The organism is Blastococcus sp. SYSU D00669 (assembly GCF_054050715.1).
The window spans coordinates 1-22,377 of record NZ_JBJGZV010000061.1 but is presented as its reverse complement, the minus strand read 5'-3'; the positions used below and the strand labels follow the sequence as shown (position 1 = coordinate 22,377).

Genomic DNA, 22,377 nt, shown 5'->3' with positions numbered 1-22,377 from the left:
TGAGGGAGTGGCTTCGGTAGAGGCGGCTTAGTGTAACTGATAAACCAACCCCCACCACCCCCACCCCCCCCCCCCCCCCCCCCCCCCCCCCCCCCCCCCCCCCCCCCCCCCCCCCACCGCGACCGCGAGGCGCGCCCCGGGGAGCGGCCTCCGGACGCTCGGCGCACCCGGACGCACCGGCACGGTCTAGCCGGCGAGGATCTGCCCGCCGCCGCCCGCCGCGTCGTCGTCCTTGCCGCAGACGGCGCAGGACCGGTAGCGCCCGCCGTCCTCGGTGCTGTGCACCCGCCAGTCGTGCATGCGCAGCAGGCGGCAGCGCCACCGTCGTCCGGTCGATGACATCTCGGTCTCCCCTCTCTCAGGCCACGCCACCGCCGCCGAGCCCGAGGCCGCCTCCTCCGCTCATCCCCGCGCCGGCCAGCCAGTGGGCCGGGCCGTCGTGGTGCTTCCCGCAGACGGAGCAGGCGAGGTACGGACCCCCGTCGGGGGCGCTGCACTTCTTCCAGTGGTGCCACCGCAGGACGCGGCAGCGGAACCGGCGACCGAGCGGCTGCCTCCCGGCCGCTGCCGGCAGCCGGCCGGCGCGGAGCGCGGCGCGCAGTGCCGGCGTGCGGGACAGCACGCCGGCGGCGTGCCGGAACTGGGCGACCGGCGGGAGACCGTAGAGCTCCGCGGCGAACTCCGCCTGGTACCGCCGGCGGTCGGCCGGGGTGGGCAGGAAGTGCGCGGCCACCTCTATGGCCAGCCGAGCGCCCGGCACCGGCCGGGAGGGCGCCGCCATGCCGCCGCCTACGGGATCCTGCGTCGAATGGTCATCACGGGCTCCCCGGGTCGGGACGTCCTCGTCGTGCTCAGAACCGACCGGTGGCGGCGTCGGCACGTGCTCGACGTACGGCCCCGTCGTCCGGTCGCACCGCCTGCACGTGCTCACCTGGAGGCCGTCTCGCTCCGGGGCGGTCGCAGGCGTGCAGGCCCCGCCGGCAGCGGAGTGCCGTGCGCGATCGGGTGGCGGGAGCCATGGCTGGCCTCCTCGCGAGGGCCGGGTCAGCCGGCGAGGTAGCCGGTGATGTTCTGGTTCACCCCGGCCCAGGCGGAGTGGTACTTGCCGCACACGGCGCAGGCGACGTAGCGCTCGCCGTCCGGGGTGGTGGTCGGCTTCCAGTGGTGCCAGTGCAGGTACCGGCAGCGGAACCGCTGCCCGGTGGTGCTGGACTGCATCGCAGCCTCCGGGGGTCAGGCGACGGTGAAGCCGTCGCGGGAGACCGTGTCGGTCGGGAACTTGCCGCAGATGGCGCAGGCGGAGTACCGCTCGCCGTCGGGCGTCCGGAAGACCCGCCACCGGTGCCACCGCAGCAGGCGGCAGACGACGACGCGGCGGATGGTGCTGGGCGGGGCGTCCAGGGGCAGGCCCGAGGGTCCACCGCCGACGGCGGCGCGGAGGGCGAGCGACTCGGCCAGGTAGCCGGCCACCTGCCGGCGCTGGGCCGCGCGGTCGAGCCCGTACAGCTCGGCGACGAACTCGCAGTAGTAGCGGTCGCGGTCGGCCCGGGCCGGCAACGGCCGCACCGCGATCGCGATCCCGAGACGCGCCCCGCGGACCAGGGCGCGCGAGCCGGTCACGTCTCCCCCACCTGCGGCCGGAGGCGGACGACGGGCGGCCGGTACGCCTTCGCCAGGGCCGCCTGCGCGGCCAGCGCCCCCTCGGCGGTCAGCCGGTAGTACCGGCGCGGCGGACGTCCCTCGACCTGCGGGTCGATCGCCTCCCACCGCGAGGTCAGCCAGCCGACGCCCTCGAGGCGGGCGAGGATCGGGTGCACGGTGCCGCTGCGCAGGTTCGCCAGCTCACCGATCTCCACCCCGTACAGCTCCCGCTCGGGATCGCCGAGCAGCGCCTCCAGCACCAGCTGGGTCGGGATGGTCATCCGGGGCTCTCCACCCATGCACGAACTCTACCTAGCCCCTAGGTAGAGAACAAGCATGGTTGCCCAGCGCACCGGGTGGCGCCTCAGGAGCCGAGACCGCCCGGCGGGACGTCCCGTGCGTCCAGCCGAGTGGTCGCCCCCTCGTACCAGGGGAACGGGCCGTCCTCGCGGCCGCAGAGCCGGCACCGGCGCATCCGCTGCCCGTCGCCCGCGCCGACCGCCGTCCACCGGTGCAGGGCCAGCCGGCACCGCACCCGCTGCAGCCGGGACGCGGCCACGCGGGGAACGGTCCGCGCCGCCGCGGTTGCGGGCAACCACGGTTGGCCCGGGCGACTACCTCCGGCGGGGCAGGACGGCGGCGACGAGGTGCGGGCCCGGCTCGGCCAGCGCCCGGCGCAGCTGGTCGGCCAGCTCGTCGGCGGTCTCCGCGCGGGTGGCCGGCACGCCCATCCCGCCGGCCAGCGCGACGAAGTCGAGGTCCGGGCCGCCCAGGTCGAGCAGCTGCGCCGCCCGCTTGCCGTCGCCGGTCGCCCCCACCCGCGCCAGCTCGTGCTCGAGGATGGCGTACGAGCCGTTGTCGCAGACGACCGTCGTGACGTCGAGCTGCTCGCGCGCGTGGGTCCACAGCGCGGAGATCGTGTACATCGCGCTGCCGTCGGCCTGCAGCGCGAGCACCGGCCGGCCGGGGCAGGCGATCGCCGCCCCCGTCGCCATCGGCAGCCCGTCGCCGATCGCCCCGCCGGTCAGCGAGAGCCAGTCGTGCCGCGGCGCGCCGGCGGTCAGCTCGGCCAGCCCGACGCCCGAGGTCAGCGCCTCGTCGACGACGATCGCGTCCTCGGGGAGCAGCGCGCCGACGACCGCCGACAGCGAGCGCACGTCCAGCGCCCCGCTCGGCAGCTCGGGCCGGGCGGCCTCCAGCAGCTGCGGCTCGGCGCCGTCGGCCACCCGGTCGGCGAGCGCCTCCAGCGCCGCGACGCCGTCCTCACCGGGTGCCGCCAGCACGTGCACCGCGCAGCCCTCCGGCACCGGGGACCCCGGGATCCCCGGGTAGCCGAAGAAGTGCACGGGCGCCGTGGCGCCGGCGACGACCAGGTGCCGGGTGCCCGAGAGCGCCGCCATCGCCATCTCCGGCGGGTACGGCAGCTTCGGCAGGTCGGGCAGCCCCGCCCCGCGCGGCATCCGCGCCGGGAAGGTCTCGCACATCAGCCGGGCACCGGTCGCCGCGGCGATCCGCGAGGCCAGCAGCTGCCCGGCCTCCCGCACCGCGTCGCCGCCGAGGAACAGCACGACCGGCTCCGCGGAGGTCAGCGCGGCGGCCGCCCCCTCCACCGCGTCCGGACCGGGCCGCGGCGCGGACCGGGCCGGCACCGGCGGCGCCACCTCCGCGCCGTCGGACCACGAGACGTCGGCCGGCAGCACCAGCGTGGCCACGCCCCCGGTGCAGGCCGCGGCCACCGCGTCGGCGGCGTCCACCCCCACGTCGGCCGGCGTCAGCGAGCGCCGCACCCAGCTCGAGACGGTGCCGGCGAGGGTGTCGACGTCCGACTCCAGCGGCGCGTCCAGCCGCTTGTGCGAGCGGGCGTGGTCGCCGACGACGTTCACCACCGGCGTGCGGCCGCGCCGGGCGTTGTGCAGGTTGGCCAGCCCGTTGCCCAGCCCCGGGCCCAGGTGCAGCAGGGTCGCGGCGGGCCGGCCGGCCATCCGGGCGTACCCGTCGGCCGCGCCGGTGGCCACGCCCTCGAACAGGGTGAGGACGCCGCGCATCTGCGGGACGTCGTCCAGCGCCGCGACGAAGTGCATCTCCGAGGTGCCCGGGTTGGCGAAGCAGACGTCGACCCCCGAGCCGACCAGCGTGCGGATCAGCGCCTGCGCGCCGTTCACGGCATCTCCGGGATGCCGGCGATCGGCTCGTGCACGTCGAAGTGGACCAGCGTCGCCCCGCCGGTGGCGAAGTTCGCCAGGTCCTTGCCGGTCGCGCGCCCCTCGTTGGAGGCCAGCGCCGCCCCCATCGACTGCTCCGACTCGAAGTCCAGCTCGGCCACCAGGTAGGGCGCCGGCTGCGACGGGTCCATCGGCTGCGGGTGGCCGACGCTGAACCCGACCAGCCCGGGCAGCTCCATGACCAGCGGGGCGTGGGTGTCGCGGTAGTAGTCGTCGAACGCCCCGGGGTCGGTGGGCTGGCCGTAGCTGACGAGGAGTCGGTGCACCATGCCGGTCAGCCAAGCAGCGTCAGAAGGTGAGCACCAGCCGACCGCGGACCCCGCCCCGGGCGAGCAGCCGGTGCGCCTCGGCGGCGTCCTCGGCCGGGAGCGCGCGGTTGACCCGCAGCGAGAGGACGCCGTCCTCGGTCTGCTGCCGCAGCCGGTCGAGCGCGGCGCGGTCCTGGGCGACGCGGCGGACCAGGGTGGGGAAGAACCGCAGCCCGCGCTCGCCGCCGGCCGGCCCGCGGTAGCCGCGCACGGTCGCCACCGCTCCCCCGTCGCGCACCGCGGGCAGCACCCGCTCGTCCTGCACCGCGCCGTCGGCCAGCCCGTCGACGCCGTCCGGGAACTGCTCGCGGATCCGCGCGGCGACGTCGTCCCCCCGGCGGACCACGACGTCGGCGCCGAGGTCGCGGACCAGCGGCTCGTCGGCCTCCGACGCGTCGGCGACGACGGTCAGCCCGTCGGCCTTGGCCAGCTGGACGACGTAGCCGCCGTACGCGCCCGCCGCCCCGGTGACCGCCAGCACCTGCCCCGGCCGCAGACCCATGAGGTCGAGGGAGAACCGCGCGGTCAGCGCGTTCATCGGCAGCGTCGACGCCGCGACGTCGGTCGCGGTCGCCGGCGCCCGCACCACCGAGTCGGCGGGCAGCACCAGGTCCTCCCGGTACCCGCCGTGCGCCCCGGTCGGGACGACGACGCCCATGACCCGGGCCCCGACCTGGAGGTCGGGCCGGTCGACGCCGTCGCCGAGCTCCTCGACGAGGCCGGCGACGTCCATGCCGGGCACCCACGGCGGGCTCTTGACCGGGTCCCGGTCGGCGTAGGCGCCCGTCACCAGCCAGGTGTCGGTGGGGTTCACCGTCGCGGCGGTCACCCGCAGCCGCACCTGCCCCGGCCCGAGGGGCTCGTCGTCGACCTCGACGAGGTGCAGGGCCTCCGGCCCGCCGAACCCGGTCACTCCCGCCGCGCGTCCCATGCGCCCTCTCTACCCCGTCACTCTCTGTGAATCAGCTGTCACAGGGGACGTCCAGCCACTCCCCGGCTCCGCGCCAGCTCCGCACCCGACGGTGATCGCCATGCCACCCCTGCTGCAGGGCGCCGACGCGCGCGCCGGAGAGTCCCGACCCGCCCCGCCGGTCCTCGACGTCGTCGTGCCGGTGCACGACGAGGAGACCGACCTGGAGCCGTGCCTGCGCCGGCTGCACGCGGCCCTGTCGGAGCTGCCGTGGAGCTCCCGGATCACCGTCGCGGAGAACGCCAGCACCGACGGCACGCTCGCCGTCGCCCGGCGGGTCGCCGCCGAGCTGCCCGGCGTCGAGGTGCGGGTGCTCCTCGAGCCGGGCCGCGGCCGCGCGCTGCGCGAGGTCTGGCTGGCCTCCGACGCCCCGGTCCTCGTCTACACGGACGTCGACCTGTCCACCGACCTCGCCGCGCTGCTGCCCCTCGTCGCGCCGCTGATCAGCGGCCACTCCGACCTGGCGATCGGCAGCCGCCTCTCCCGCTCGTCGCGGGTGGTGCGCGGGCTCAAGCGCGAGGTCATCAGCCGCGGCTACAACCTGCTGCTGCACGGCACGCTCGCCACCTCGCTGTCCGACGCGCAGTGCGGCTTCAAGGCCGTCCGCGCCGACGTGGCGCGGCGGCTGCTGCCGCTGGTGGAGGACACCGGCTGGTTCTTCGACACCGAGCTGCTCGTGCTCGCCGAGCGGTCGGGCCTGCGCATCCACGAGGTGCCGGTCGACTGGGTCGACGACCCCGACAGCCGCGTCGACATCGTGCGGACGGCGAAGGCCGACCTCGTCGGCATCGCGCGGATGCTGCGCGCCTTCGCCACCGGCCGGCTGCCGGTCGCCGAGCTGCGGGCGCAGATCGGCCGCCGCCCGCTGCCCGACCCGGTGCCCGGGGTGCCGCCGGGCCTGGTGACCCAGCTGCTGCGGTTCGCCGCCATCGGCGTGCTGTCCACGCTGGCCTACCTGCTCGTCTTCGTGCTGCTGCGCGGGGTGGTGGGCGCCCAGGCGGCCAACCTCACCGCGCTGCTGCTCACCGCGGTCGCCAACACCGCGGCCAACCGGCGGATCACCTTCGGCATCCGCGGCGGCGCGGGCGCCGGCATCCACCACGCCCAGGGGCTGGTCGTCTTCGGCCTCGGCCTGGCGCTGACCAGCGGCTCGCTCGCCGTCCTGCACGCCGTCGCGCCGGGCGCCTCCCGCGCGGCGGAGCTCCTCCTCCTCGTCGCCGCCAACGCCGTCGCGACGCTGCTGCGCTTCGTCCTCCTCCGCGGCTGGGTCTTCCGGCCCGCCGCGGCTGCCCCTGCCGACGGCGGGACCGCCGTCCCCGAGATGGAGACCGCCCGATGACCACGACCCTGCCCGCCGCGCCGGGGTGGACCGCGCCGCCCGCTCCCCCGGCGCGGCCGTCGCGCCTCCGGCGGCTCGTCCGCGGGAGCGACGGCGACCCGCGCTGGGTGCGCCCGTCGCTGCTCGGCCTGCTGCTCGCCACCGGCGTCCTCTACGTCTGGGACCTGGCCGCCTCCGGCTGGGCGAACGCCTTCTACTCCGCCGCGGTGCAGGCCGGCTCGCAGAGCTGGGAGGCGTTCTTCTACGGCTCCTCCGACGCGGCGAACTCGATCACCGTCGACAAGCCGCCGGCCTCGCTGTGGGTCATGGCGCTGTCGGTGCGGCTGTTCGGGCTGTCGTCCTGGTCGATCCTGGTGCCGCAGGCGCTCATGGGGGTGGCCACGGTCGGGGTGCTCTACCTCGCCGTCCGCCGGGTGGCCGGGTACGGCCCCGCGCTGCTGGCCGGCGCCGCCATGGCGCTGACCCCGGTCGCGGTGCTGATGTTCCGGTTCAACAACCCCGACGCGCTGCTGGTCCTGCTCATGACGATCGCCGCCTACGCGCTCACCCGGGCGGTCGAGAAGGCGAGCCTGCGCCGGCTGGTCGCCGTCGGGGCGCTGATCGGCCTGGCGTTCCTCACCAAGACGCTGCAGGCGGTGCTCGTCGTCCCCGGCTTCGCGCTGGTCTACCTGGTCGCCGCGCCGACGACGCTCGGCAAGCGCATCGGGCACCTGCTCGCGGCCGGCGCCGCCCTGGTGGTCACCGGAGGCTGGTGGGTGGCGGTCGTGGAGCTCGTCCCCGCCTCGATGCGCCCCTACATCGGCGGCTCGCAGACCGACTCCGTCTGGGAGCTGATCTGGGGCTACAACGGCCTCGGCCGGCTCACCGGGGACGAGACGGGCAGCGTCGGCGGCGGCATGGGCTGGGGCGAGGCCGGCCTCGGGCGCCTGTTCGGCTCGGAGATCGGCGGGCAGATCGCCTGGCTGCTGCCGGCGGCGCTGCTGCTGCTCGTCGCCGGGCTGGTGGCGGTCGGCCGCGCCCCGCGCACCGACATCCGCCGCGCCGGGCTGCTCACCTGGGGCAGCTGGCTGCTGGTCACCGGCCTGACGTTCAGCCTGATGGCCGGCATCTTCCACGCGTACTACACCGTCGCGCTGGCCCCGGCGGTCGCCGCGCTCGTCGGCATCGGCGGCGGGCTGCTGTGGCGGCGCCGCGGCGAGTTCTGGGCGCGGGCCGTGCTGGCCGTCGTCCTGGCCGCCACCGCGGCCTGGTCGTTCGCGCTGCTGGCCCGCTCGGCCGACTTCCTCCCCTGGCTCAGGTGGGTCGTGCTCGCCGCCGGCGCCGTCGGGGCGCTCGGGCTGCTGGCCGTCCACCGGCTGCGCCGCGCGGTCGCCGTCGGCGTCCTGGCCGCGGCGGTCGTCGCCGGCCTCGGCGGCCCGGCGGCCTACGCCGTCCAGACGGCGGGGACGGCGCACACCGGGTCGATCCCGAGCGCCGGCCCGACCGTCACCGACGGCATAGGGGGTGGCTTCCCGGGCGGCGGCGCCCGTCCGGCCGGCGTCCCGGGCGGCGGCGCGAACGGCACGATGCCCGCCCCGCCCGGTGGCGGCACCGGCACCATGCCGGGCGGCACGACCCCGGGTACCCGCGGCGGCCCCGGCGGCGGCACGGGGGGTCTGCTCGACGCGGGCGAGGTCAGCGACGAGCTGGCCGCCGTCCTCGCCGAGGACGCCGACGCCTACACCTGGGCCGCCGCGACGGTCGGCGCCAACAACGCCGCCGGCTACCAGCTGGCGACCGGGCTGCCGGTCATGCCGATCGGCGGGTTCAACGGCACCGACCCCTCGCCGACGCTGGCGGAGTTCCAGGCGCTCGTCGAGGACGGCCGGATCCACTGGTTCGTGTCCGGCGGCGCCGGGATGGGCGGGGACGGCGGCAGCAGCGCCTCGGCCGAGATCACCGGCTGGGTCGAGGAGAACTTCACCGCCACGACGGTGGACGGCGTGACGCTCTACGACCTCACCCAGCCGAACTGACGACCCTCTCCCCCCGATGCTCATGCTCTGCGTGCGCTGCGCACGCAGAGCACGAGCGTCGGCGGACAAGGTGTCAGCGCTTGAGGGCGTACTCCTTGAGCAGGCCGCGGCTGATGATCGTCTTCTGGATCTCGCTGGTGCCCTCGCCGATGAGCAGGAACGGCGCCTCGCGCATCAGCCGCTCGATCTCGTACTCCTTGGAGTAGCCGTAGCCGCCGTGGATGCGGAAGCTCTCCTGGGTCACCTCGGCGGCGAACTCGCTCGCCAGCAGCTTGGCCATGCCGGCCTCGACGTCGTTGCGGGCGCCGGCGTCCTTGAGCCGGGCGGCGCGCACCATCATCGCGTGCGCCGCCTCCACCTTGGTGGCCATCTCGGCGAGCTTGAACGCGATCGCCTGGTGCCCGGCGATCGGCTTGCCGAACGTCTCCCGCTGCTGCGCGTAGGCGATGGCCAGCTCGAACGCGCGGATCGCGATGCCGCAGCCGCGCGCGGCGACGTTGACCCGCCCGACCTCGACGCCGTCCATCATCTGGGCGAAGCCGCGGCCGGGCAGCCCGCCGAGGATGTCGTCGGCGGAGACGGCGAAGCCGTCGAACACCAGCTCGGTGGTGTCGACGCCCTTGTAGCCCATCTTGTCGATCTTGCCGGGGATGCTCAGGCCCGGGAGCACCTCGCCGAAGCCGGCCGGCTTCTCGATCAGGAACGTGGTCAGGTTCTGGTGCGCCTTCTCGGCGCCCTCGTCGGTGCGCACCAGCGCGGCCACCAGGGTGGAGGAGCCGCCGTTGGTCAGCCACATCTTCTGGCCGTCGATGACGTAGGAGCCGTCGTCCTTCTTCACGGCCTTGGTGCGGATGCCGGCGACGTCGGAGCCCAGCCCCGGCTCGGACATGGAGAACGCGCCGCGCACCTCGCCGGCCGCCATCCGCGGCAGCAGGCGCTCCTTCTGCTCCGGGGTGCCGTGCTGCATGACCATGTAGGCGACGATGAAGTGGGTGTTGATGACGCCGGAGACGCTCATCCAGCCGCGCGCGATCTCCTCGACCACCAGCGCGTAGGTGAGGAGCGACTCGCCCAGGCCGCCGTACTCCTCGGGGATGGTCAGCCCGAAGATCCCGAGCTCCTTGAGCCCGTCGACGATCTCCTGCGGGTACTCGTCGGCGTGCTCGAGCCGCTGCGCGTTCGGGATGATCTCCTTGTCCACGAAGCTGCGGACCGTCGACAGGATCTCCTGCTGGACGTCGGTCAGGTCGGCGGTCTGCGCCAGGCGGGTCATTCGCACGCACCTCTCGGGACTGCGGTGTCCGTTGGTTACCGGTGAGTATGGGCCACCCCCGCCGGACGACGAGGGTGTGCCTGGTCACTGCGTACCGTCGGCCCGGTGAGGAGCCGACTGCTCGCCCCCGTGGCCGCCGTGCTGCTGCTGGCCGGCTGCGGGAGCGACCCGTCAGCGTCGACCGAGCGCGGCGAACCGGCGCCGGCCCAGGCCGAGGCGTCGGCTCAGGCCTCGGCCGACCCGGCCGCGGCCACCGACCCGGCGAGCGCGGCGCAGGCGGTGGCGCTGCGCGCGGCCGACCTGCCGGAGGGCTGGAGCGTGCAGGCCAACCCGGTCCCGGACGGCGACCTCGGCGACGACCCGAGCCTCGCGGGGATCTGCGGGTTCACGTTCACCTCCGAGGCACACCGGGTGGCCAAGGCGCCGGTCGTCGGGCTCGACGCCACCGGCACCGCGCAGCTGTCCTCCGAGGCGATCGCCTACGACGCCCCGGAGGCCGCGACCACGGCGGTGCAGGAGCTGGTGCAGGCCTTCAGTAGCTGCCCGCCGGACGAGTACACGTTCGTCCCGGCACCGAGCGCGGAAGGGCTCGCCGACAACAGCGTCGTCTTCCAGTACCAGCTCGCCGGCGACGGGACGCAGGTCGTGGTCGCGCAGGCCCGCGGCGCCGTCCTCTCCGTCCTGATCGGCGACGACCCGGCGACGGCGACGGCCGCGGCCCGCTCGGTCGCCACCCGACTCGCCGCGCTGCCTCCTGCGGCGATCGGGCTCTGAGGCCGCACACTGCCCGGGTGAGCGACGCCGGCCAGCACTCCCCCGTCTCCTGGCCGCCGCCCGGCCAGGCGCCGCCCGGCTACGGCCCGCCGCCCGGCTACGGCCCGCCGCCCGGCTACGGCCCGCCGCCCGGCTACGGCCCGCCCCCGGGGTACGGCTACCCGCAGCCGTACCCGGTGTACGGCGCACCGACCAACTCGCTGGCGATCGCCGCCCTGGTCTGCGCGCTCACCGTCGCCCCGGTCGGGCTCGGGCTGGGCATCGCGGCGCGCAAGCAGATCCGCCGCACCGGCGAGCAGGGCGACGGCCTCGCGCTGGCCGCGGTGATCATCGGCGGCATCGTCACCGGCATCTGGCTGCTGGCGATCATCGTGCTGGTCATCAGCTGGGTCGCCCTGGTCAACACCGGCTTCGGGCCGTGAGACTCCTGCTTTCGGCGCCGCAAGCGGGAGTTCCTACTCCTCCGGCGGCGTGAAGGACGACGTGCGCTGCATGCCGGCGGCGCGGCCCTTGCCGGCGACGACCAGCGCCATCTTGCGGCTGGCCTCGTCGATCATCTCGTCGCCGAGCATCGCCGAGCCCTTCTTCCCGCCGGCCTCGGACGTGTAGTACTCGTACGCGTCCAGGATCAGCTCGGCGTGGTCGTAGTCCTCCTGGCTCGGCGCGTAGATCTCGTTGGCCGCGTCGATCTGGCCCGGGTGCAGCACCCACTTGCCGTCGAAGCCGAGCACCGCCGAGCGCTTGGCCACCTCGCGGAACGCGTCGACGTCGCGCACCTGGAGGAACGGCCCGTCGATGGCCTGCACGCCGCGGGCGCGGGCGGCCATGAGGATCTGCATGAGGATGTAGTGGAACGGGTCGCCCGGGTAGTCCGGGTGCAGGGCGCCGACGACGAGGGACTTCATGTTGATCGACGCCATGAAGTCGGCCGGGCCGAAGATGATCGTCTCGATCCGCGGGCTGGCGAAGGCGATGTCGTTGACGTTGATCAGGCCCTGCGCGGTCTCGATCTGCGCCTCGATGCCGATCCGGCCGACCTCGAGGCCGTTGGCCTTCTCGATCTGGGTGAGCAGGAAGTCCAGCGCCCGCACCTGGGCGGCGTCGGCCACCTTGGGCAGCATGATGCAGTCGAGGTTCGCCCCGGCGCCCTCGACGACCTCGATCACGTCGCGGTAGGTCCACTCCGTCGTCCAGTCGTTGACCCGGACGACGCGGATCTTCTCGCCCCAGCCGCCCTCGTTGAGCGCGGCCACGATGTTCTTGCGGGCACCGGGCTTGGCCAGCGGCGCGCACGCGTCCTCCAGGTCGAGGAACACCTGGTCGGCGTCCAGCCCCTTCGCCTTCTCCAGGAAGCGCGGGTTGCTGCCCGGGACGGCGAGGTTGGAACGGCGGGATCGGAGCTCGGCCACGGTGCCTCCGCTTCGGGTCTGGACGTCGTTACCGGAGAGTAGCGACGGCGCCCGGCGACCGCGCCGCGGAGTGAGCAACGCCTCAGGGCACCAGGTCGGTCTCCACCTCGTAGACGCGGTCGACCGGCAGACCGGCGTCGGCCGCGTGCTGCCGCAGGGTGTCGGGATCGGGCGACCCGTACACGCAGAACGTCTTCAGCCCCTCCGCCGTCGCCACCACGTGGGTGTGCTCCCAGGTGAGGGTCGGGTAGCGCGCCTCCCGGACCTCGGTGGACCGCTCGGCGGCGGCGTCCACCTCCGCTCGGGAGACGTCGCCGAGCGTGCGTTCGACCAGGTACCTCGGCATGGGGCGCAGTCTGCCGTCAGGTCGCCGGCTCCACCAGGGTCGTCGGCCGGCTGGCCCGGACGACGAGCGCGACGCCGGCCACGACGGCGGCCATGCCCGGCAGCGCGAGCAGCGGCGGCACCTGCCCCAGCAGCACGAAGGCGACGACCAGCGAGCCGGGCACCTCGAGCAGGACGGCGAGGCTGACCACGGTCGGCCCCACCGAGGAGAGCACCAGGTTGAGCAGGGTGTGCCCGAACAACTGCGCGCACACGGTGATCGCCGCGATCAGAAGCCAGTCGCGCAGCGGGAACCCGGCCAGCGGCGAGCCGGCGACCAGCGCGACGACCGCGGTGGCCGCGGCGCAGACCGAGTAGCAGACGATCGTGTAGGCCGACGTGGCCAGCCGCTGCCGGGCCCGCGCACCGGCCAGCACGTACCCGCCGGCGCAGAGCGCGCCCAGCAGCGCCAGGCCGTCGCCGGCCAGCGCCTCGACGCTCACCGTGACGTCGACCCCGGCGATCAGCGCCGCGCCGACGACGGCGAGCACGAGGCCCCACCAGACCGCCGCGGGCAGCTCCACGCCGCTGATCCGCGCCACCAGCGCCGTCCAGATCGGCGTCGTGGTGACCAGCGCGACCGAGGCGCCGACCGACGTCATCGACAGGCTGGGCAACCAGGCGGCGAAGTGCCCGGCCAGGAACAGCCCGGCGACCACCGAGCTGCCCAGGTGACGCGGCCGCAGCCCCCGCAGGGTCGACCGCTCACGGGTGAGCAGCACCGGCAGCAGCGCGGCGGCGCCGGCGGCGTTGCGCCAGAAGGCGATGGCCAGGAACGGCGCGGCGACCAGCGCGGTCAGCGGCCCGGACATCGAGACGCCGACCACGGCCAGCCCCATGAGCCCGAACTCGCGGCCGGTCGGCCGGTGCACCGCCCAGGCCGCGGCCTGGGACCCCGTCACGGCACCCGGATCCGGCCGCTGGCCACCGGCACGACGGCACCGGCGACCGTCGCCACCGTCGCCCGGCCGCCGGCGGAGGTGACGGTGCAGCTCATCACCGAGGGCCGGCCCACCCGCTCGCCCTGGCGGACGACGTAGGACGCCGTCCCCTCCCCCGGCAGCAGGCCGGCGGCGACCAGCCACACGCCGGTGCCGAGCGCGGCCGAGCCGGTGGCGGGGTCCTCGCCCCAGCTCAGGTCGGCGGCGAACACCCGGGCGCGGACCGTGGAGGTGGCCGGGTCCCAGGAGAGGACCGAGACCCCCTCCCCCACGCCGAAGCGGCCCAGCGCGACCGGGTCGGGCCGCGCCTCGTCGACCACCTCGGGCCGCACCGCCAGGAAGGCGAACGGCAGCCCGCAGCCGGCGACGTGCGCCGGCAGGCCGACGGCGTCGGCGGCCGACAGGCCCACCGCCGCCGCCAGCTCGGCGGCGTCCGGCCCGTCCTCCAGGGTCGGCCGGCCGCCGGTGAGCGTCGCGCCGTCGTCGGTCACGTCGACGGGCAGCACGCCCGCGCCGCACTCCTGGTGCAGGGTGCCGGCCGGCAGCCGCCCGGTGCGCACGAGCGTGTGCGCGGCGCCGACGCTGGGGTGCCCGGCGAAGGGCAGCTCGGCGTACGGCGTGAAGATGCGCACCTTGTAGCTGGCGCCCGGCTCGGTGGGCGCCATGAGGAACGACGTCTCCGACAGGTGGAACTCCGACGCCAGGGCCTGGCACTGCTCGGTGGACAGGTCGCCGGCGTCGAACACCACGGCCAGCGGGTTGCCGGCGAACGCCCGCGGCGCGAAGACGTCGACGACCTCGTACTCCACGGAACCCGGGCGCGACACGGCCCGACGGTAGCCTTCCGAGCCGTGACGACGGCGACCCGGGCATATGCCTCGCGACTGGCCGGGCTGACCGTCTTCGACCCCAACGGCGACCGGGTCGGCAAGGTGCGCGACGTCGTCGCCGCGCTGCGGGTGGGCACCGCCCCGCCGCGCGTCCTCGGCCTCGTCGTCGAGGTGGTCGCCCGCCGCCGCATCTTCGTGCCGGTGGGCCGGGTGACCGGGATCGACCCGAGCTCGGTGATGCTCGCCTCGGGCACGATCAACCTCAAGCGCTTCGAGCAGCGCCGCGGCGAGACGCTGGTGCTCGGCGAGCTGCTCGACCGGACGGTCACCATCCGGGAGTCGGGCCGCCGGGCCACCGTCGTCGACGCCGGCATGGAGCAGACCCGCACCGGCGACTGGCTGATCACCCGCCTCGCCGTGCAGGAGCCCGGCCGGCTGGGCCGCCGCGGCCAGCTGCACCAGCTGGCCTGGGACGAGGTGGTCGGGCTCGCGCTGCCGCAGGGCGACCAGGGCGCCGAGACGCTGCTCGCCACCTACCGCGAGCTCAACGCCGCCGACCTCGCGCACGCGCTGCAGGAGCTGCCGATCAAGCGCCGGCACGAGGTCGCCGAGGCGCTGGACGACGAGCGGCTGGCCGACGTCCTCGGGGAGCTGCCCGAGGCCGACCAGATCACCATCCTCGGCACCCTCGACGAGGCCCGGGCGGCCGACGTCCTCGAGGAGATGGACCCCGACGACGCCGCCGACCTGCTCGCCGAGCTGTCCAACGTCGACCGCGACCGGCTGCTCGAGCTCATGGAGCCCGACGAGGCCGAGCCGGTGCGCCAGCTGCTCGCCTACTCCGAGGACACCGCCGGCGGCATCATGACCAGCGAGCCGGTGATCCTCACCCCGGACGCCACCATCGCCGAGGCCCTCGCCCGGGTGCGCGACCCCGAGCTCACCCCGGCGCTGGCCAGCCAGGTGTACGTCTGCCGGCCGCCGTCGGCCACGCCCACCGGCCGCTACGTCGGGCTGGCGCACATCCAGCGGCTGCTGCGCGAACCGCCGTCCACCCTGGTCAGCGGGGCGCTCGACGACCTGGAGCCGCTGCGGCCGGAGGCGCCGCTGGCCGAGGTGACCCGCTACTTCGCCACCTACAACCTGGTGGCCGCGCCCGTGGTCGACCCGCAGGGCCGGCTCGTCGGCGCGGTGAGCGTGGACGACGTCCTCGACCACCTGCTGCCCGACGACTGGCGCGAGCGGGCCCGCCGTGGCTGACGGCCGCCGGCTCGACGTCCCGCGGGGCCACGCCCGCACGTTCGGCAACTTCCTCCGGCTGAACCCCGACGCCGTCGGCCGCTTCGCCGAGGGGATCGCCCGCTTCCTCGGCACCGGCAGCTTCCTCGCCGTCCAGACGATCATCGTGGTCGCCTGGATCTGCCTGAACGTCTTCGCCATCCAGCTGCAGTGGGACCCCTACCCGTTCATCCTGCTCAACCTGGCCTTCTCCACCCAGGCCGCCTACGCCGCGCCGCTGATCCTGCTGGCGCAGAACCGGCAGGCCGACCGCGACCGCGTGCAGGCCGAGGAGGACCGGGCGCGGGCGGCGCAGACCCGCGCCGACACCGAGTACCTCGCCCGCGAGCTGGCCGCGCTGCGCGTCGCGATCGGCGAGCTGGCCACCCGCGACTTCATCCGCGGCGAGCTGTCCCGGCTGGCCGAGGACCAGCCGGAGGATCGGGAGAAGAAGGGCAAGAAGAAGAAGCAGCAGGACGCCGCTCACCCCGCACCCGACCCGATCGCGTAGCGCACCTCAGCCCGCCCGGACGGCGATCTCGGGGTACTCCAGCGCGAGGCCGGCGGCGTCGTAGACGATCCGGACGGCGAAGTCCTCGGACGGGGCGTCGTAGTCGAAGCGCCGGTCGCCGAGCGCGACGTAGCCCTGGTCGAGCCGCTCGACCGACAGGTCGCCGGCCCGCACCCAGGCCGCGGCGCTGGTGCCGCGCTCCCCCGGGCGCAGCCCCAGCCGGTGCACCGGGAGCGTGTTGGTCATCGCCGAGCTCTCCAGGTCGACGTCGAGACAGCCGTCGAGGTGCGGCGCCGGTGCGCCGTCGACCTGCCAGCGGCCGACCCCGTCGGTGGTCAGCACGACCGAGCGCACGCCGTCGCCGGTGCGGCCGCGCACGCGGGCCTCGCGCGTGCGCCACTCGCCGTCGACCCGGATCTCGTACTCGACCGCCCAGGTGCGGCCCTCCTCCAGCCCGGTGGTGCAGCCGGTGAGGACGGCGCCGTCGAACCAGGACACCTCGAAGCCGTCGCGCGCCCCGCGGTGGGTCCAGGCCGCGGAGGGCGGGAGCGGGTCCCACGTCATGCGCGCATCCTGTCGGTCCCCTCCGACAGGATGCGCGCATGGGCCGGACGCACACCGTCGTGCCGTCGCCGATCGGACCGCTCGTCGTCGTCCGGGACGGCGACGTGCTGGTCCGGCTGTACCTGGAGCCGCCCGGCGCGACCGCCGACCTCGGGCCCCGCGACGACGGCGGCGCCGTGGCCGCCCAGCTCGGCGAGTACTTCGCCGGCGAGCGCACCGCCTTCGACCTGCCCCTGCGGCCGGCGGGCAGCGCCTTCGAGCTGGCCGTGTGGGAGCAGCTGGCCGCCATCCCCTACGGCGAGACGCGCAGCTACGGCGCGGTGGCCGCCGCCGTCGGCGAGCCCGGCGGGGCGCAGGCGGTCGGGCTGGCGTGCGGGCGCAACCCCCTGGCGATCGTCGTCCCGTGCCACCGGGTGGTCGGCGCCGACGGCAGCCTGGTCGGCTTCGGCGGCGGGCTGCCGCGCAAGCGCTTCCTGCTCGACCTGGAGCAGCGCGACGCCCGGTTGTTCTGACTCACACCCCCCAGAGGACGTGCGCGAGCGCACCGGCGCCGCCGGCCAGGAGCAGGACGACGATGAACGGCGCCCGCAGCGCCAGCGCCAGCGCCGCGACGGCGAGCCCGACCAGCCGGCCGTCGAGCTGGAGCTCCCGGCCCGACGCCGTCGCCTGGACCACGACGAGCGCGGCCAGCAGCGCCGCCGGGACGAAGTCGACCACCCGCGTGACCCACGGCTGCTCGACCCAGCGCGCCGGCACCGAGACCCCGGCGAGCTTGAGCAGGTAGCAGCCCAGGGAGCCGGCCAGGACGACGACCCAGAGCGTCGTCCCGCTCACGCGGCCCGCTCCGGGGGCGGACCGGCGAGCGCCACCGCGACGACGGCGGCGATCACCTGCACGCCCGGCGGCACGAACGGGGTGAGGGCCAGCCCGACGACGGCGCCGCCGAGCGCCACCCGGCGCTGCACCCCCGCCTCGGGGAACGGGCGGCGCAGCCGCGGCCACAGCAGGGCCAGGAACGCCGCCGGGACGACGGCGTCCAGCGCCGCGCGGGCGGTGCCGCCGAGCGCCGCGGCGCCGAACGCACCGACCAGCGTGGTGGCGTTCCAGAACGTGAAGATGGTCGCGCCGCCGACGAGGAAGCCCAGCCGGGCCAGGTGCCGGTCCGGGGCGCTCACCGCCAGCGCCGTCGTCTCGTCGATCACCCAGTGCGCGGCGCCGAACCGGCGCGGCCCCCGCAGCTTCAGCAGCGGGACCAGCCGGACGCCGTAGACGGTGTTGCGGGTGCCCAGCAGCAGCGCGCTGCCGACCGCCGCGAGCGCGCTGCCGCCGGCCCCGAGGACGCCGACGAGGGCGAACTGCGAGGCGCCCGTGAACATGAGCAGCGACATCGCCACCGCCTGCCACTCGGACAGCCCGGCCGAGACGGCGGCCGCGCCGAAGGCCGCGCCGTAGAGGCCGACCGCGACGCCGAGCCCCACCGCGTCCCGCACGGTCTCGGAGCGGGTGGGGGTCGGCACGCGGCCGACCCTAGGCGACCGCCCGGTCAGCGCTGCCGGCCGCGCCAGGTGCGGCGGGTGCGCCGGGGACGGCGATCGCTGCGGTCCGGGTCCTCGAGCAGGAGGGCGTGGAGCAGGGGGGCCATCTCGTGGGGTGTCATGACGACGACCGTCGTCCTGAGGCACCCGTCCCGGCATCGGTCGACCGCGCAGATCCGCACGTCGGCGGCGGGTAAGGGGCCTCAGGCCGCACTGAGCAGCAGATCACCCCGGGAACGGCGGGCGGCGTCTGCTGCCCGCCGTACAGTGGCGGGAGATCCGGATGCGCTGGTCCCCGCGGGCTCGCGGCGGGCGCAGGCCGGTCCTTCGCCGAAGGAGACGAACGAGAACGATGTCGGACACGATGACCGGCTCGCCGGCGCTCGACGCCGTGAACGCGGCCCTGGCCACCGTCCAGGACCCCGAGATCAACCGGCCGCTGACCGAGCTCGGCATGGTCAAGGACGTGCAGATCGGCGCCGACGGCAGCGTGCGCGTCCAGGTCTACCTGACCGTCGCCGGCTGCCCGATGCGCGAGACCATCACCAACCGGGTCACGCAGGCCGTCTCCGCCGTCGCCGGGGTGACCTCGGTGCAGGTCGCCCTCGACGTGATGAGCGACGAGCAGCGCTCGGAGCTGCGGCGCACGGTGCGCGGCGACGCCACCGACCCGGTGATCCCCTTCGCCCAGCCCGGCTCGCTGACCCGCGTGTACGCGGTCGCGTCGGGCAAGGGCGGCGTCGGCAAGTCCAGCGTCACGGTCAACCTCGCCGCCGCGCTGGCCAAGCGGGGGCTGTCGGTGGGTGTGGTGGACGCCGACATCTACGGCCACTCGGTGCCACGGATGCTGGGCGTCGACGACAAGCCCACCCAGGTCGACAACATGATCATGCCGCCGCAGTCCTACGGCGTGAAGGTCATCTCGATCGGCATGTTCACCCCCGGCAACACCCCGGTGGTGTGGCGCGGGCCGATGCTGCACCGCGCGCTGCAGCAGTTCCTCGCCGACGTCTGGTGGGGCGACCTCGACGTCCTCCTGCTCGACCTGCCGCCCGGCACCGGCGACGTGGCGATCTCCATCGCCCAGCTGCTGCCCAACGCCGAGATCCTCGTCGTCACCACGCCGCAGACGGCGGCCGCCGAGGTCGCCGAGCGGGCCGGGGCGATCGCCACGCAGACCCACCAGCAGGTGGTCGGCGTCATCGAGAACATGTCGTGGCTCGACCTGCCCGACGGCAGCCGCATGGAGGTCTTCGGCTCCGGCGGCGGCCAGGCGGTGAGCGACGCGCTGACCCGCACCCTCGGCGCCCGCGTGCCGCTGCTGGGCCAGATTCCGCTCGACACCCGCCTGCGCGAGGCCGGCGACGCCGGTGCGCCGATCGTGCTCGCCGACCCGGAGTCGGCCGCCGCCCAGGCGCTGGCCAAGGTCGCCGACGGCCTGGCCACCCGCCAGCGCGGCCTGTCGGGCATGAGCCTCGGCCTCACGCCCGTCCGCCGCTAGGCACCCGCGCGCACATCGCCCGCTCTTCCCCTGGATCCCCCGCCCTGCAGCGCGGGCGACCCGGGAGGAGAGCGGGCGATGCGCGTTGTGCGGGCCGCTACGTCGCGTCGACGTCGAACGGCGGCGGGGTCGCGGCGTTGCGCGGCTTCGCCGCCGGCGCGACGGGCGCGGACGACGCCGCGCTCTTCCGGCGCACCGGCGGGGTGTCGTCGCCGAGCAGGTTGTCGCGGATGAACGTCTTCGGGTGGTACTTGCGCAGGTCGAGGTCGCGCAGGTCGGAGAGCTCGTCGCCCATCGACTCGTGCACCTGGGCGCGAACGCCGGTGACCGCCTCGCGGACCTTGCGCAGCCCCTGCGCGGCGTCGCGGGCGAGGGTCGGCAGGCGCTCGGGGCCGAAGATGAACAGCGCGGCCAGCGCGAGGACGACGATCTCGCCCCAGCCGATCGAGTCGAACACCGCCGCTCCCGTCCGGTCCCCGCGCCGTCCGCCGGACCGCCGTCCAGGGTAGCCGCGGCCCCTGTCGGCGGGCTGTGCTCCGGCTACGCCTCGTCCCTCCGGCTACGCCTCGTCGAGCGTCGCCTGCACGGTGGTCGACGACCCGTTGCGCACCAGCTCGATCGTCACCGTGTCGCCGGGGGCGTGGGCGTCGACGGCGACGACGAGCTCCTCGGAGCTGCCCACCTGCTGGTCGTCGACGCCGATGATGACGTCCTGCTCCTGGATCCCCGCGCGGGCCGCGCCGCTGTCGGGCTCGACGTTGAGCACCAGCGCGCCGTCGCGCGTGCCGTCGGTGACCGACCGCGTGTTGACCCCGAGCGAGGCGTGGACGGCCGAGCCGGAGGAGATCAGCTGCTCGGCGATGTCGCGCGCGGTGTCGATGGGGATGGCGAAGCCGAGGCCGATCGAGCCGCCGCCGGCCCCGCCGCCGAGCGAGGCGATCGCGGTGTTGATGCCGATCACCGCGCCGGTCGCGTCGACCAGCGCGCCACCGGAGTTGCCGGGGTTGATGGGCGCGTCGGTCTGGATGGCGCTGATGACGGCGTTGGTGTCGCTGCCCTCGCCGGAGAGCCGCACCGGGCGGTCGAGCGCGCTGACGATGCCGCTGGTCACCGTGCCGGCCAGGCCGAGCGGCGAGCCGATGGCCACCACCGGGTCGCCCACCAGGACCGCCTCGGAGTCGCCCAGCGACGCGCCGACCAGACCCGGCTTCTCGACCTTGATCACGGCGATGTCGCTGGCCGGGTCGCGCCCGACGATCCGCGCCTCCGAGCCGCTGCCGTCGGAGAAGACCGCGCGGATCTCGGCGTCCTCGTTGCCGTCGGCCCCGGAGATGACGTGGTTGTTGGTGACGATGTAGCCGTTCTCGCCGTCGACGACGACGCCGGAGCCGGTGGCGCCGGCGTTGCCGAGCCGCACCTCGATCGAGACGACGGCGGGGGTGACCCGCTCGGCGATGTCGGCGACCGAGCCGGGCTCGCGGGCGATGCCCTCGTCGGTCTCCGAGAGCTGGGTGTCGGGGGCGAGCAGCGGCGTCTCGGCGGCCTCGCGGGTGAGGAACCAGCCGACGCCACCGCCGATGGCGCCCACCAGCAGCACGGCGAGCAGCACCAGCGCCGAGACGCGGACGGAGATGTCGCGCAGCCGGACCTTCTTGCGGCCCTTGGCGTCGACGACGACCGGGCCCTCCTGCTCGTCCTCGTCGTAGACGGCGGGGGCGCCGAGGCCGGCGGGGGCGTGCGGGTCGCGCCACGGGTCGGAGGCGGCGTCGGGCTTCCACCACGGCCCGGCCGACGTGCGCCGCCGGCCGGGGCGGCCGCCGGGCGGCTCCTGCAGGCCGGTGCGGCCGGGCCCGGACGGCGCGAAGGCGCGCAGCACCGCCTCGGGGGGCGGCGGCGGGAGCCGGCGCGGCGGGGGCACCGGCCGGTCGCCGGCGAAGCTGCCGTCGACGCTGGTCGGTCGCCCGAACGCCGCCTGCTGGGCCGGCGCGGTGGCGGGGACGGCGGTGGCACGCGGGGTCAGCCGCTCACCGGGGACGGCGAAGGAACCGGTCGCGCCCGCGGGTCGTGCGAAGGCCCCGTCGGCGGGGTCGGGCTGCTGCTCCGCCGCGGGGCGGCGGTCGTCGGTCTCGCTCAGGGGGTCCCGCCCGGAGCGGCGGCGGGCACGGTCGCGGTTCCCCCGGTGAGGGTGCGGACGACGGGCGGCACACCCTCAGTCTGCTCCTCCGGGAGGGACGGGCGCGCGACGGGGCCCGACGGCGTGCCGCGCTCGAGCTCCCCCGCGGCGGGCAGGCTCAGCGCGAGGGCGGCGACGCCGATGCCGAGACCGGCGAGCGTGCCGGTGACACCGCGGCGCAGCCAGCGCGCGGTGGAGTCGGAGCGGCCCGGCCGGTGCGGGCGCAGCGACACCGCCCACGACCCCGTGGCCCCCGAGACGGTGAGCGAGTCCGGTCCCGCGGCCAGCGTCCCGGGGCCTCCGCTCCCCGGCACGTCGGTGGTGAAGGGGATCGCGCACAGCCGCGAGAGCAGGTCACCGGGGACGGCGACCTCCTGCGAGCGGTGCAGCGCCTCCTTCGCCTCGCGCTGCGCCTGCACGGCCATGCGGCACTGCGCGCAGCCGGTGAGGTGCGCCGCCGCGCGCCGGGCGGGGCCCGCGGTCAGCTCGCCGTCGACGAGCGCGGCGATCGCCTCCTGGGCGAGGTGGCTCTCGGGGATGCTCATGCCTGCCCTCCTCCCGCGACGGCCGCACGGCGCGGCGCGAGGTGGGCGAGCGCCTCGCGCAGCTGGACGCGGCCGCGGTGGATGCGGCTGCGCACCGTCCCCAGCTTGATGCCCAGGGTCGCCGCGATCTCCTCGTAGGTCAGCCCCTCGATGTCGCAGAGCAC

The 22,377-nt window shown here is 75.6% G+C and carries 29 protein-coding genes; 8 read left to right on the top strand and 21 right to left on the bottom strand.

Annotation, left to right across the window (positions count from 1 at the left end):
- Nucleotides 1-186: 186 nt before the first annotated feature.
- The 9 genes from ACI8AF_RS26165 to ACI8AF_RS26125 all read right to left on the bottom strand — a co-directional run bounded on the left by ACI8AF_RS26165 (nt 187) and on the right by ACI8AF_RS26125 (nt 5,102).
- On the bottom strand, nt 187-342 hold the full coding sequence (locus ACI8AF_RS26165; RefSeq protein ID WP_456542707.1) for a hypothetical protein: 156 nt from the start codon (nt 340-342) through the stop codon (nt 187-189).
- A 16-nt stretch (nt 343-358) separates the two neighbouring features.
- Complete coding sequence (locus ACI8AF_RS26160; protein WP_456542706.1) at nt 359-781, bottom strand: hypothetical protein; 423 nt, start codon at nt 779-781, stop codon at nt 359-361.
- A gap of 263 nt (nt 782-1,044) precedes the next feature.
- Nucleotides 1,045-1,218 carry a hypothetical protein gene (locus ACI8AF_RS26155; protein WP_456542705.1) on the bottom strand — a complete coding sequence of 58 codons (174 nt, stop codon included), beginning with the start codon at nt 1,216-1,218 and terminating at the stop codon, nt 1,045-1,047.
- A gap of 15 nt (nt 1,219-1,233) precedes the next feature.
- A complete protein-coding gene (locus ACI8AF_RS26150) occupies nt 1,234-1,620 on the bottom strand; it encodes a hypothetical protein (protein WP_456542704.1) in 387 nt (128 codons plus the stop codon).
- Nucleotides 1,617-1,940 carry a PadR family transcriptional regulator gene (locus ACI8AF_RS26145; RefSeq protein ID WP_456542703.1) on the bottom strand — a complete coding sequence of 108 codons (324 nt, stop codon included), beginning with the start codon at nt 1,938-1,940 and terminating at the stop codon, nt 1,617-1,619. Before ACI8AF_RS26145 ends, ACI8AF_RS26150 begins: the two co-directional genes overlap by 4 nt.
- Before the next feature lie 65 nt (nt 1,941-2,005).
- On the bottom strand, nt 2,006-2,200 hold the full coding sequence (locus ACI8AF_RS26140) for a hypothetical protein (RefSeq protein WP_456542702.1): 195 nt from the start codon (nt 2,198-2,200) through the stop codon (nt 2,006-2,008).
- A 55-nt stretch (nt 2,201-2,255) separates the two neighbouring features.
- Complete coding sequence (locus ACI8AF_RS26135; protein WP_456542701.1) at nt 2,256-3,803, bottom strand: acetolactate synthase large subunit; 1,548 nt, start codon at nt 3,801-3,803, stop codon at nt 2,256-2,258.
- The gene (locus tag ACI8AF_RS26130; RefSeq protein ID WP_456542700.1) at nt 3,800-4,132 is read right to left on the bottom strand and encodes an EthD family reductase; all 333 of its coding nucleotides are present in this window, start codon (nt 4,130-4,132) and stop codon (nt 3,800-3,802) included. The genes ACI8AF_RS26135 and ACI8AF_RS26130 overlap by 4 nt, the downstream gene beginning before the upstream one ends.
- A 19-nt stretch (nt 4,133-4,151) precedes the next feature.
- Entirely contained in the window at nt 4,152-5,102 is a 951-nt protein-coding gene (locus ACI8AF_RS26125) for a quinone oxidoreductase family protein (RefSeq protein ID WP_456542699.1), read from the bottom strand.
- A gap of 100 nt (nt 5,103-5,202) precedes the next feature.
- On the opposite strand from ACI8AF_RS26125, the gene ACI8AF_RS26120 reads away from it, so the two are divergent.
- Together ACI8AF_RS26120 and ACI8AF_RS26115 are read left to right on the top strand one after the other, a co-directional pair.
- Nucleotides 5,203-6,480, top strand: a complete 1,278-nt coding sequence (locus ACI8AF_RS26120; protein ID WP_456542698.1) for a glycosyltransferase — start codon at nt 5,203-5,205, stop codon at nt 6,478-6,480.
- A complete protein-coding gene (locus tag ACI8AF_RS26115; RefSeq protein WP_456542697.1) occupies nt 6,477-8,495 on the top strand; it encodes an ArnT family glycosyltransferase in 2,019 nt (672 codons plus the stop codon). Before ACI8AF_RS26120 ends, ACI8AF_RS26115 begins: the two co-directional genes overlap by 4 nt.
- A 73-nt stretch (nt 8,496-8,568) precedes the next feature.
- Here ACI8AF_RS26115 and ACI8AF_RS26110 read toward each other — a convergent pair whose 3' ends face one another.
- Nucleotides 8,569-9,768 carry an acyl-CoA dehydrogenase family protein gene (locus ACI8AF_RS26110; protein ID WP_456542696.1) on the bottom strand — a complete coding sequence of 400 codons (1,200 nt, stop codon included), beginning with the start codon at nt 9,766-9,768 and terminating at the stop codon, nt 8,569-8,571.
- A 105-nt stretch (nt 9,769-9,873) separates the two neighbouring features.
- Between ACI8AF_RS26110 and ACI8AF_RS26105 the strand changes: the two genes are divergently transcribed.
- Together ACI8AF_RS26105 and ACI8AF_RS26100 are read left to right on the top strand one after the other, a co-directional pair.
- Nucleotides 9,874-10,542 carry a hypothetical protein gene (locus ACI8AF_RS26105; RefSeq protein ID WP_456542695.1) on the top strand — a complete coding sequence of 223 codons (669 nt, stop codon included), beginning with the start codon at nt 9,874-9,876 and terminating at the stop codon, nt 10,540-10,542.
- A gap of 17 nt (nt 10,543-10,559) precedes the next feature.
- Nucleotides 10,560-10,964, top strand: a complete 405-nt coding sequence (locus tag ACI8AF_RS26100) for a DUF4190 domain-containing protein (RefSeq protein ID WP_456542694.1) — start codon at nt 10,560-10,562, stop codon at nt 10,962-10,964.
- Between the two features lie 33 nt (nt 10,965-10,997).
- Here ACI8AF_RS26100 and ACI8AF_RS26095 read toward each other — a convergent pair whose 3' ends face one another.
- From ACI8AF_RS26095 to ACI8AF_RS26080, 4 genes are all read right to left on the bottom strand, one after another.
- A complete protein-coding gene (locus ACI8AF_RS26095; protein WP_456542693.1) occupies nt 10,998-11,951 on the bottom strand; it encodes an HpcH/HpaI aldolase/citrate lyase family protein in 954 nt (317 codons plus the stop codon).
- 82 nt (nt 11,952-12,033) lie between these two features.
- On the bottom strand, nt 12,034-12,297 hold the full coding sequence (locus ACI8AF_RS26090) for a DUF4242 domain-containing protein (RefSeq protein ID WP_456542692.1): 264 nt from the start codon (nt 12,295-12,297) through the stop codon (nt 12,034-12,036).
- 16 nt (nt 12,298-12,313) lie between these two features.
- Nucleotides 12,314-13,237, bottom strand: a complete 924-nt coding sequence (locus ACI8AF_RS26085; RefSeq protein ID WP_456542691.1) for a DMT family transporter — start codon at nt 13,235-13,237, stop codon at nt 12,314-12,316.
- Nucleotides 13,234-14,103 carry a PhzF family phenazine biosynthesis protein gene (locus tag ACI8AF_RS26080; RefSeq protein WP_456542690.1) on the bottom strand — a complete coding sequence of 290 codons (870 nt, stop codon included), beginning with the start codon at nt 14,101-14,103 and terminating at the stop codon, nt 13,234-13,236. Before ACI8AF_RS26080 ends, ACI8AF_RS26085 begins: the two co-directional genes overlap by 4 nt.
- 24 nt (nt 14,104-14,127) lie before the next feature.
- On the opposite strand from ACI8AF_RS26080, the gene ACI8AF_RS26075 reads away from it, so the two are divergent.
- Both ACI8AF_RS26075 and ACI8AF_RS26070 read left to right on the top strand, forming a co-directional pair.
- A complete protein-coding gene (locus tag ACI8AF_RS26075) occupies nt 14,128-15,366 on the top strand; it encodes a magnesium transporter MgtE N-terminal domain-containing protein (protein ID WP_456542689.1) in 1,239 nt (412 codons plus the stop codon).
- Nucleotides 15,359-15,895 (top strand): DUF1003 domain-containing protein, encoded by a 537-nt coding sequence (locus ACI8AF_RS26070; protein ID WP_456542688.1) that lies wholly within the window; start codon nt 15,359-15,361, stop codon nt 15,893-15,895. Before ACI8AF_RS26075 ends, ACI8AF_RS26070 begins: the two co-directional genes overlap by 8 nt.
- Before the next feature lie 6 nt (nt 15,896-15,901).
- On the opposite strand, the gene ACI8AF_RS26065 is transcribed toward ACI8AF_RS26070, so the two are convergent.
- Nucleotides 15,902-16,459: a putative glycolipid-binding domain-containing protein gene (locus ACI8AF_RS26065; protein WP_456542687.1), complete on the bottom strand. Its 558-nt coding sequence runs from the start codon at nt 16,457-16,459 to the stop codon at nt 15,902-15,904.
- A gap of 38 nt (nt 16,460-16,497) precedes the next feature.
- Between ACI8AF_RS26065 and ACI8AF_RS26060 the strand changes: the two genes are divergently transcribed.
- On the top strand, nt 16,498-16,971 hold the full coding sequence (locus tag ACI8AF_RS26060) for a methylated-DNA--[protein]-cysteine S-methyltransferase (RefSeq protein WP_456542686.1): 474 nt from the start codon (nt 16,498-16,500) through the stop codon (nt 16,969-16,971).
- Between the two features lies 1 nt (nt 16,972).
- Here ACI8AF_RS26060 and ACI8AF_RS26055 read toward each other — a convergent pair whose 3' ends face one another.
- Complete coding sequence (locus ACI8AF_RS26055) at nt 16,973-17,293, bottom strand: AzlD domain-containing protein (RefSeq protein WP_456542685.1); 321 nt, start codon at nt 17,291-17,293, stop codon at nt 16,973-16,975.
- Entirely contained in the window at nt 17,290-17,976 is a 687-nt protein-coding gene (locus ACI8AF_RS26050; protein ID WP_456542684.1) for an AzlC family ABC transporter permease, read from the bottom strand. The genes ACI8AF_RS26055 and ACI8AF_RS26050 overlap by 4 nt, the downstream gene beginning before the upstream one ends.
- 370 nt (nt 17,977-18,346) lie before the next feature.
- Between ACI8AF_RS26050 and ACI8AF_RS26045 the strand changes: the two genes are divergently transcribed.
- The gene (locus ACI8AF_RS26045; protein WP_456542683.1) at nt 18,347-19,495 is read left to right on the top strand and encodes an Mrp/NBP35 family ATP-binding protein; all 1,149 of its coding nucleotides are present in this window, start codon (nt 18,347-18,349) and stop codon (nt 19,493-19,495) included.
- Between the two features lie 97 nt (nt 19,496-19,592).
- Here ACI8AF_RS26045 and ACI8AF_RS26040 read toward each other — a convergent pair whose 3' ends face one another.
- The 4 genes from ACI8AF_RS26040 to ACI8AF_RS26025 form a co-directional block, all read right to left on the bottom strand.
- Nucleotides 19,593-19,952, bottom strand: a complete 360-nt coding sequence (locus tag ACI8AF_RS26040; RefSeq protein WP_456542682.1) for a twin-arginine translocase TatA/TatE family subunit — start codon at nt 19,950-19,952, stop codon at nt 19,593-19,595.
- 102 nt (nt 19,953-20,054) lie between these two features.
- Entirely contained in the window at nt 20,055-21,413 is a 1,359-nt protein-coding gene (locus ACI8AF_RS26035) for a S1C family serine protease (RefSeq protein ID WP_456542681.1), read from the bottom strand.
- Nucleotides 21,414-21,625: 212 nt separating this feature from the next.
- On the bottom strand, nt 21,626-22,213 hold the full coding sequence (locus ACI8AF_RS26030; RefSeq protein ID WP_456542680.1) for an anti-sigma factor family protein: 588 nt from the start codon (nt 22,211-22,213) through the stop codon (nt 21,626-21,628).
- Entirely contained in the window at nt 22,210-22,377 is a 168-nt protein-coding gene (locus tag ACI8AF_RS26025) for a sigma factor-like helix-turn-helix DNA-binding protein (protein ID WP_456542708.1), read from the bottom strand. Before ACI8AF_RS26025 ends, ACI8AF_RS26030 begins: the two co-directional genes overlap by 4 nt.

What these genes read in the sequence shown, in the direction of transcription:
- ACI8AF_RS26165 (WP_456542707.1), bottom strand. Translation starts at nt 342, where the DNA reads ATGTCATCGACCGGACGACGGTGGCGCTGCCGCCTGCTGCGCATGCAC.
- ACI8AF_RS26160 (WP_456542706.1), bottom strand. Translation starts at nt 781, where the DNA reads ATGGCGGCGCCCTCCCGGCCGGTGCCGGGCGCTCGGCTGGCCATAGAG.
- ACI8AF_RS26155 (WP_456542705.1), bottom strand. Translation starts at nt 1,218, where the DNA reads ATGCAGTCCAGCACCACCGGGCAGCGGTTCCGCTGCCGGTACCTGCAC.
- ACI8AF_RS26145 (WP_456542703.1), bottom strand. Translation starts at nt 1,940, where the DNA reads ATGGGTGGAGAGCCCCGGATGACCATCCCGACCCAGCTGGTGCTGGAG.
- ACI8AF_RS26130 (WP_456542700.1), bottom strand. Translation starts at nt 4,132, where the DNA reads ATGGTGCACCGACTCCTCGTCAGCTACGGCCAGCCCACCGACCCCGGG.
- ACI8AF_RS26125 (WP_456542699.1), bottom strand. Translation starts at nt 5,102, where the DNA reads ATGGGACGCGCGGCGGGAGTGACCGGGTTCGGCGGGCCGGAGGCCCTG.
- ACI8AF_RS26120 (WP_456542698.1), top strand. Translation starts at nt 5,203, where the DNA reads ATGCCACCCCTGCTGCAGGGCGCCGACGCGCGCGCCGGAGAGTCCCGA.
- ACI8AF_RS26115 (WP_456542697.1), top strand. Translation starts at nt 6,477, where the DNA reads ATGACCACGACCCTGCCCGCCGCGCCGGGGTGGACCGCGCCGCCCGCT.
- ACI8AF_RS26110 (WP_456542696.1), bottom strand. Translation starts at nt 9,768, where the DNA reads ATGACCCGCCTGGCGCAGACCGCCGACCTGACCGACGTCCAGCAGGAG.
- ACI8AF_RS26090 (WP_456542692.1), bottom strand. Translation starts at nt 12,297, where the DNA reads ATGCCGAGGTACCTGGTCGAACGCACGCTCGGCGACGTCTCCCGAGCG.
- ACI8AF_RS26065 (WP_456542687.1), bottom strand. Translation starts at nt 16,459, where the DNA reads ATGACGTGGGACCCGCTCCCGCCCTCCGCGGCCTGGACCCACCGCGGG.
- ACI8AF_RS26060 (WP_456542686.1), top strand. Translation starts at nt 16,498, where the DNA reads ATGGGCCGGACGCACACCGTCGTGCCGTCGCCGATCGGACCGCTCGTC.
- ACI8AF_RS26045 (WP_456542683.1), top strand. Translation starts at nt 18,347, where the DNA reads ATGTCGGACACGATGACCGGCTCGCCGGCGCTCGACGCCGTGAACGCG.
- ACI8AF_RS26030 (WP_456542680.1), bottom strand. Translation starts at nt 22,213, where the DNA reads ATGAGCATCCCCGAGAGCCACCTCGCCCAGGAGGCGATCGCCGCGCTC.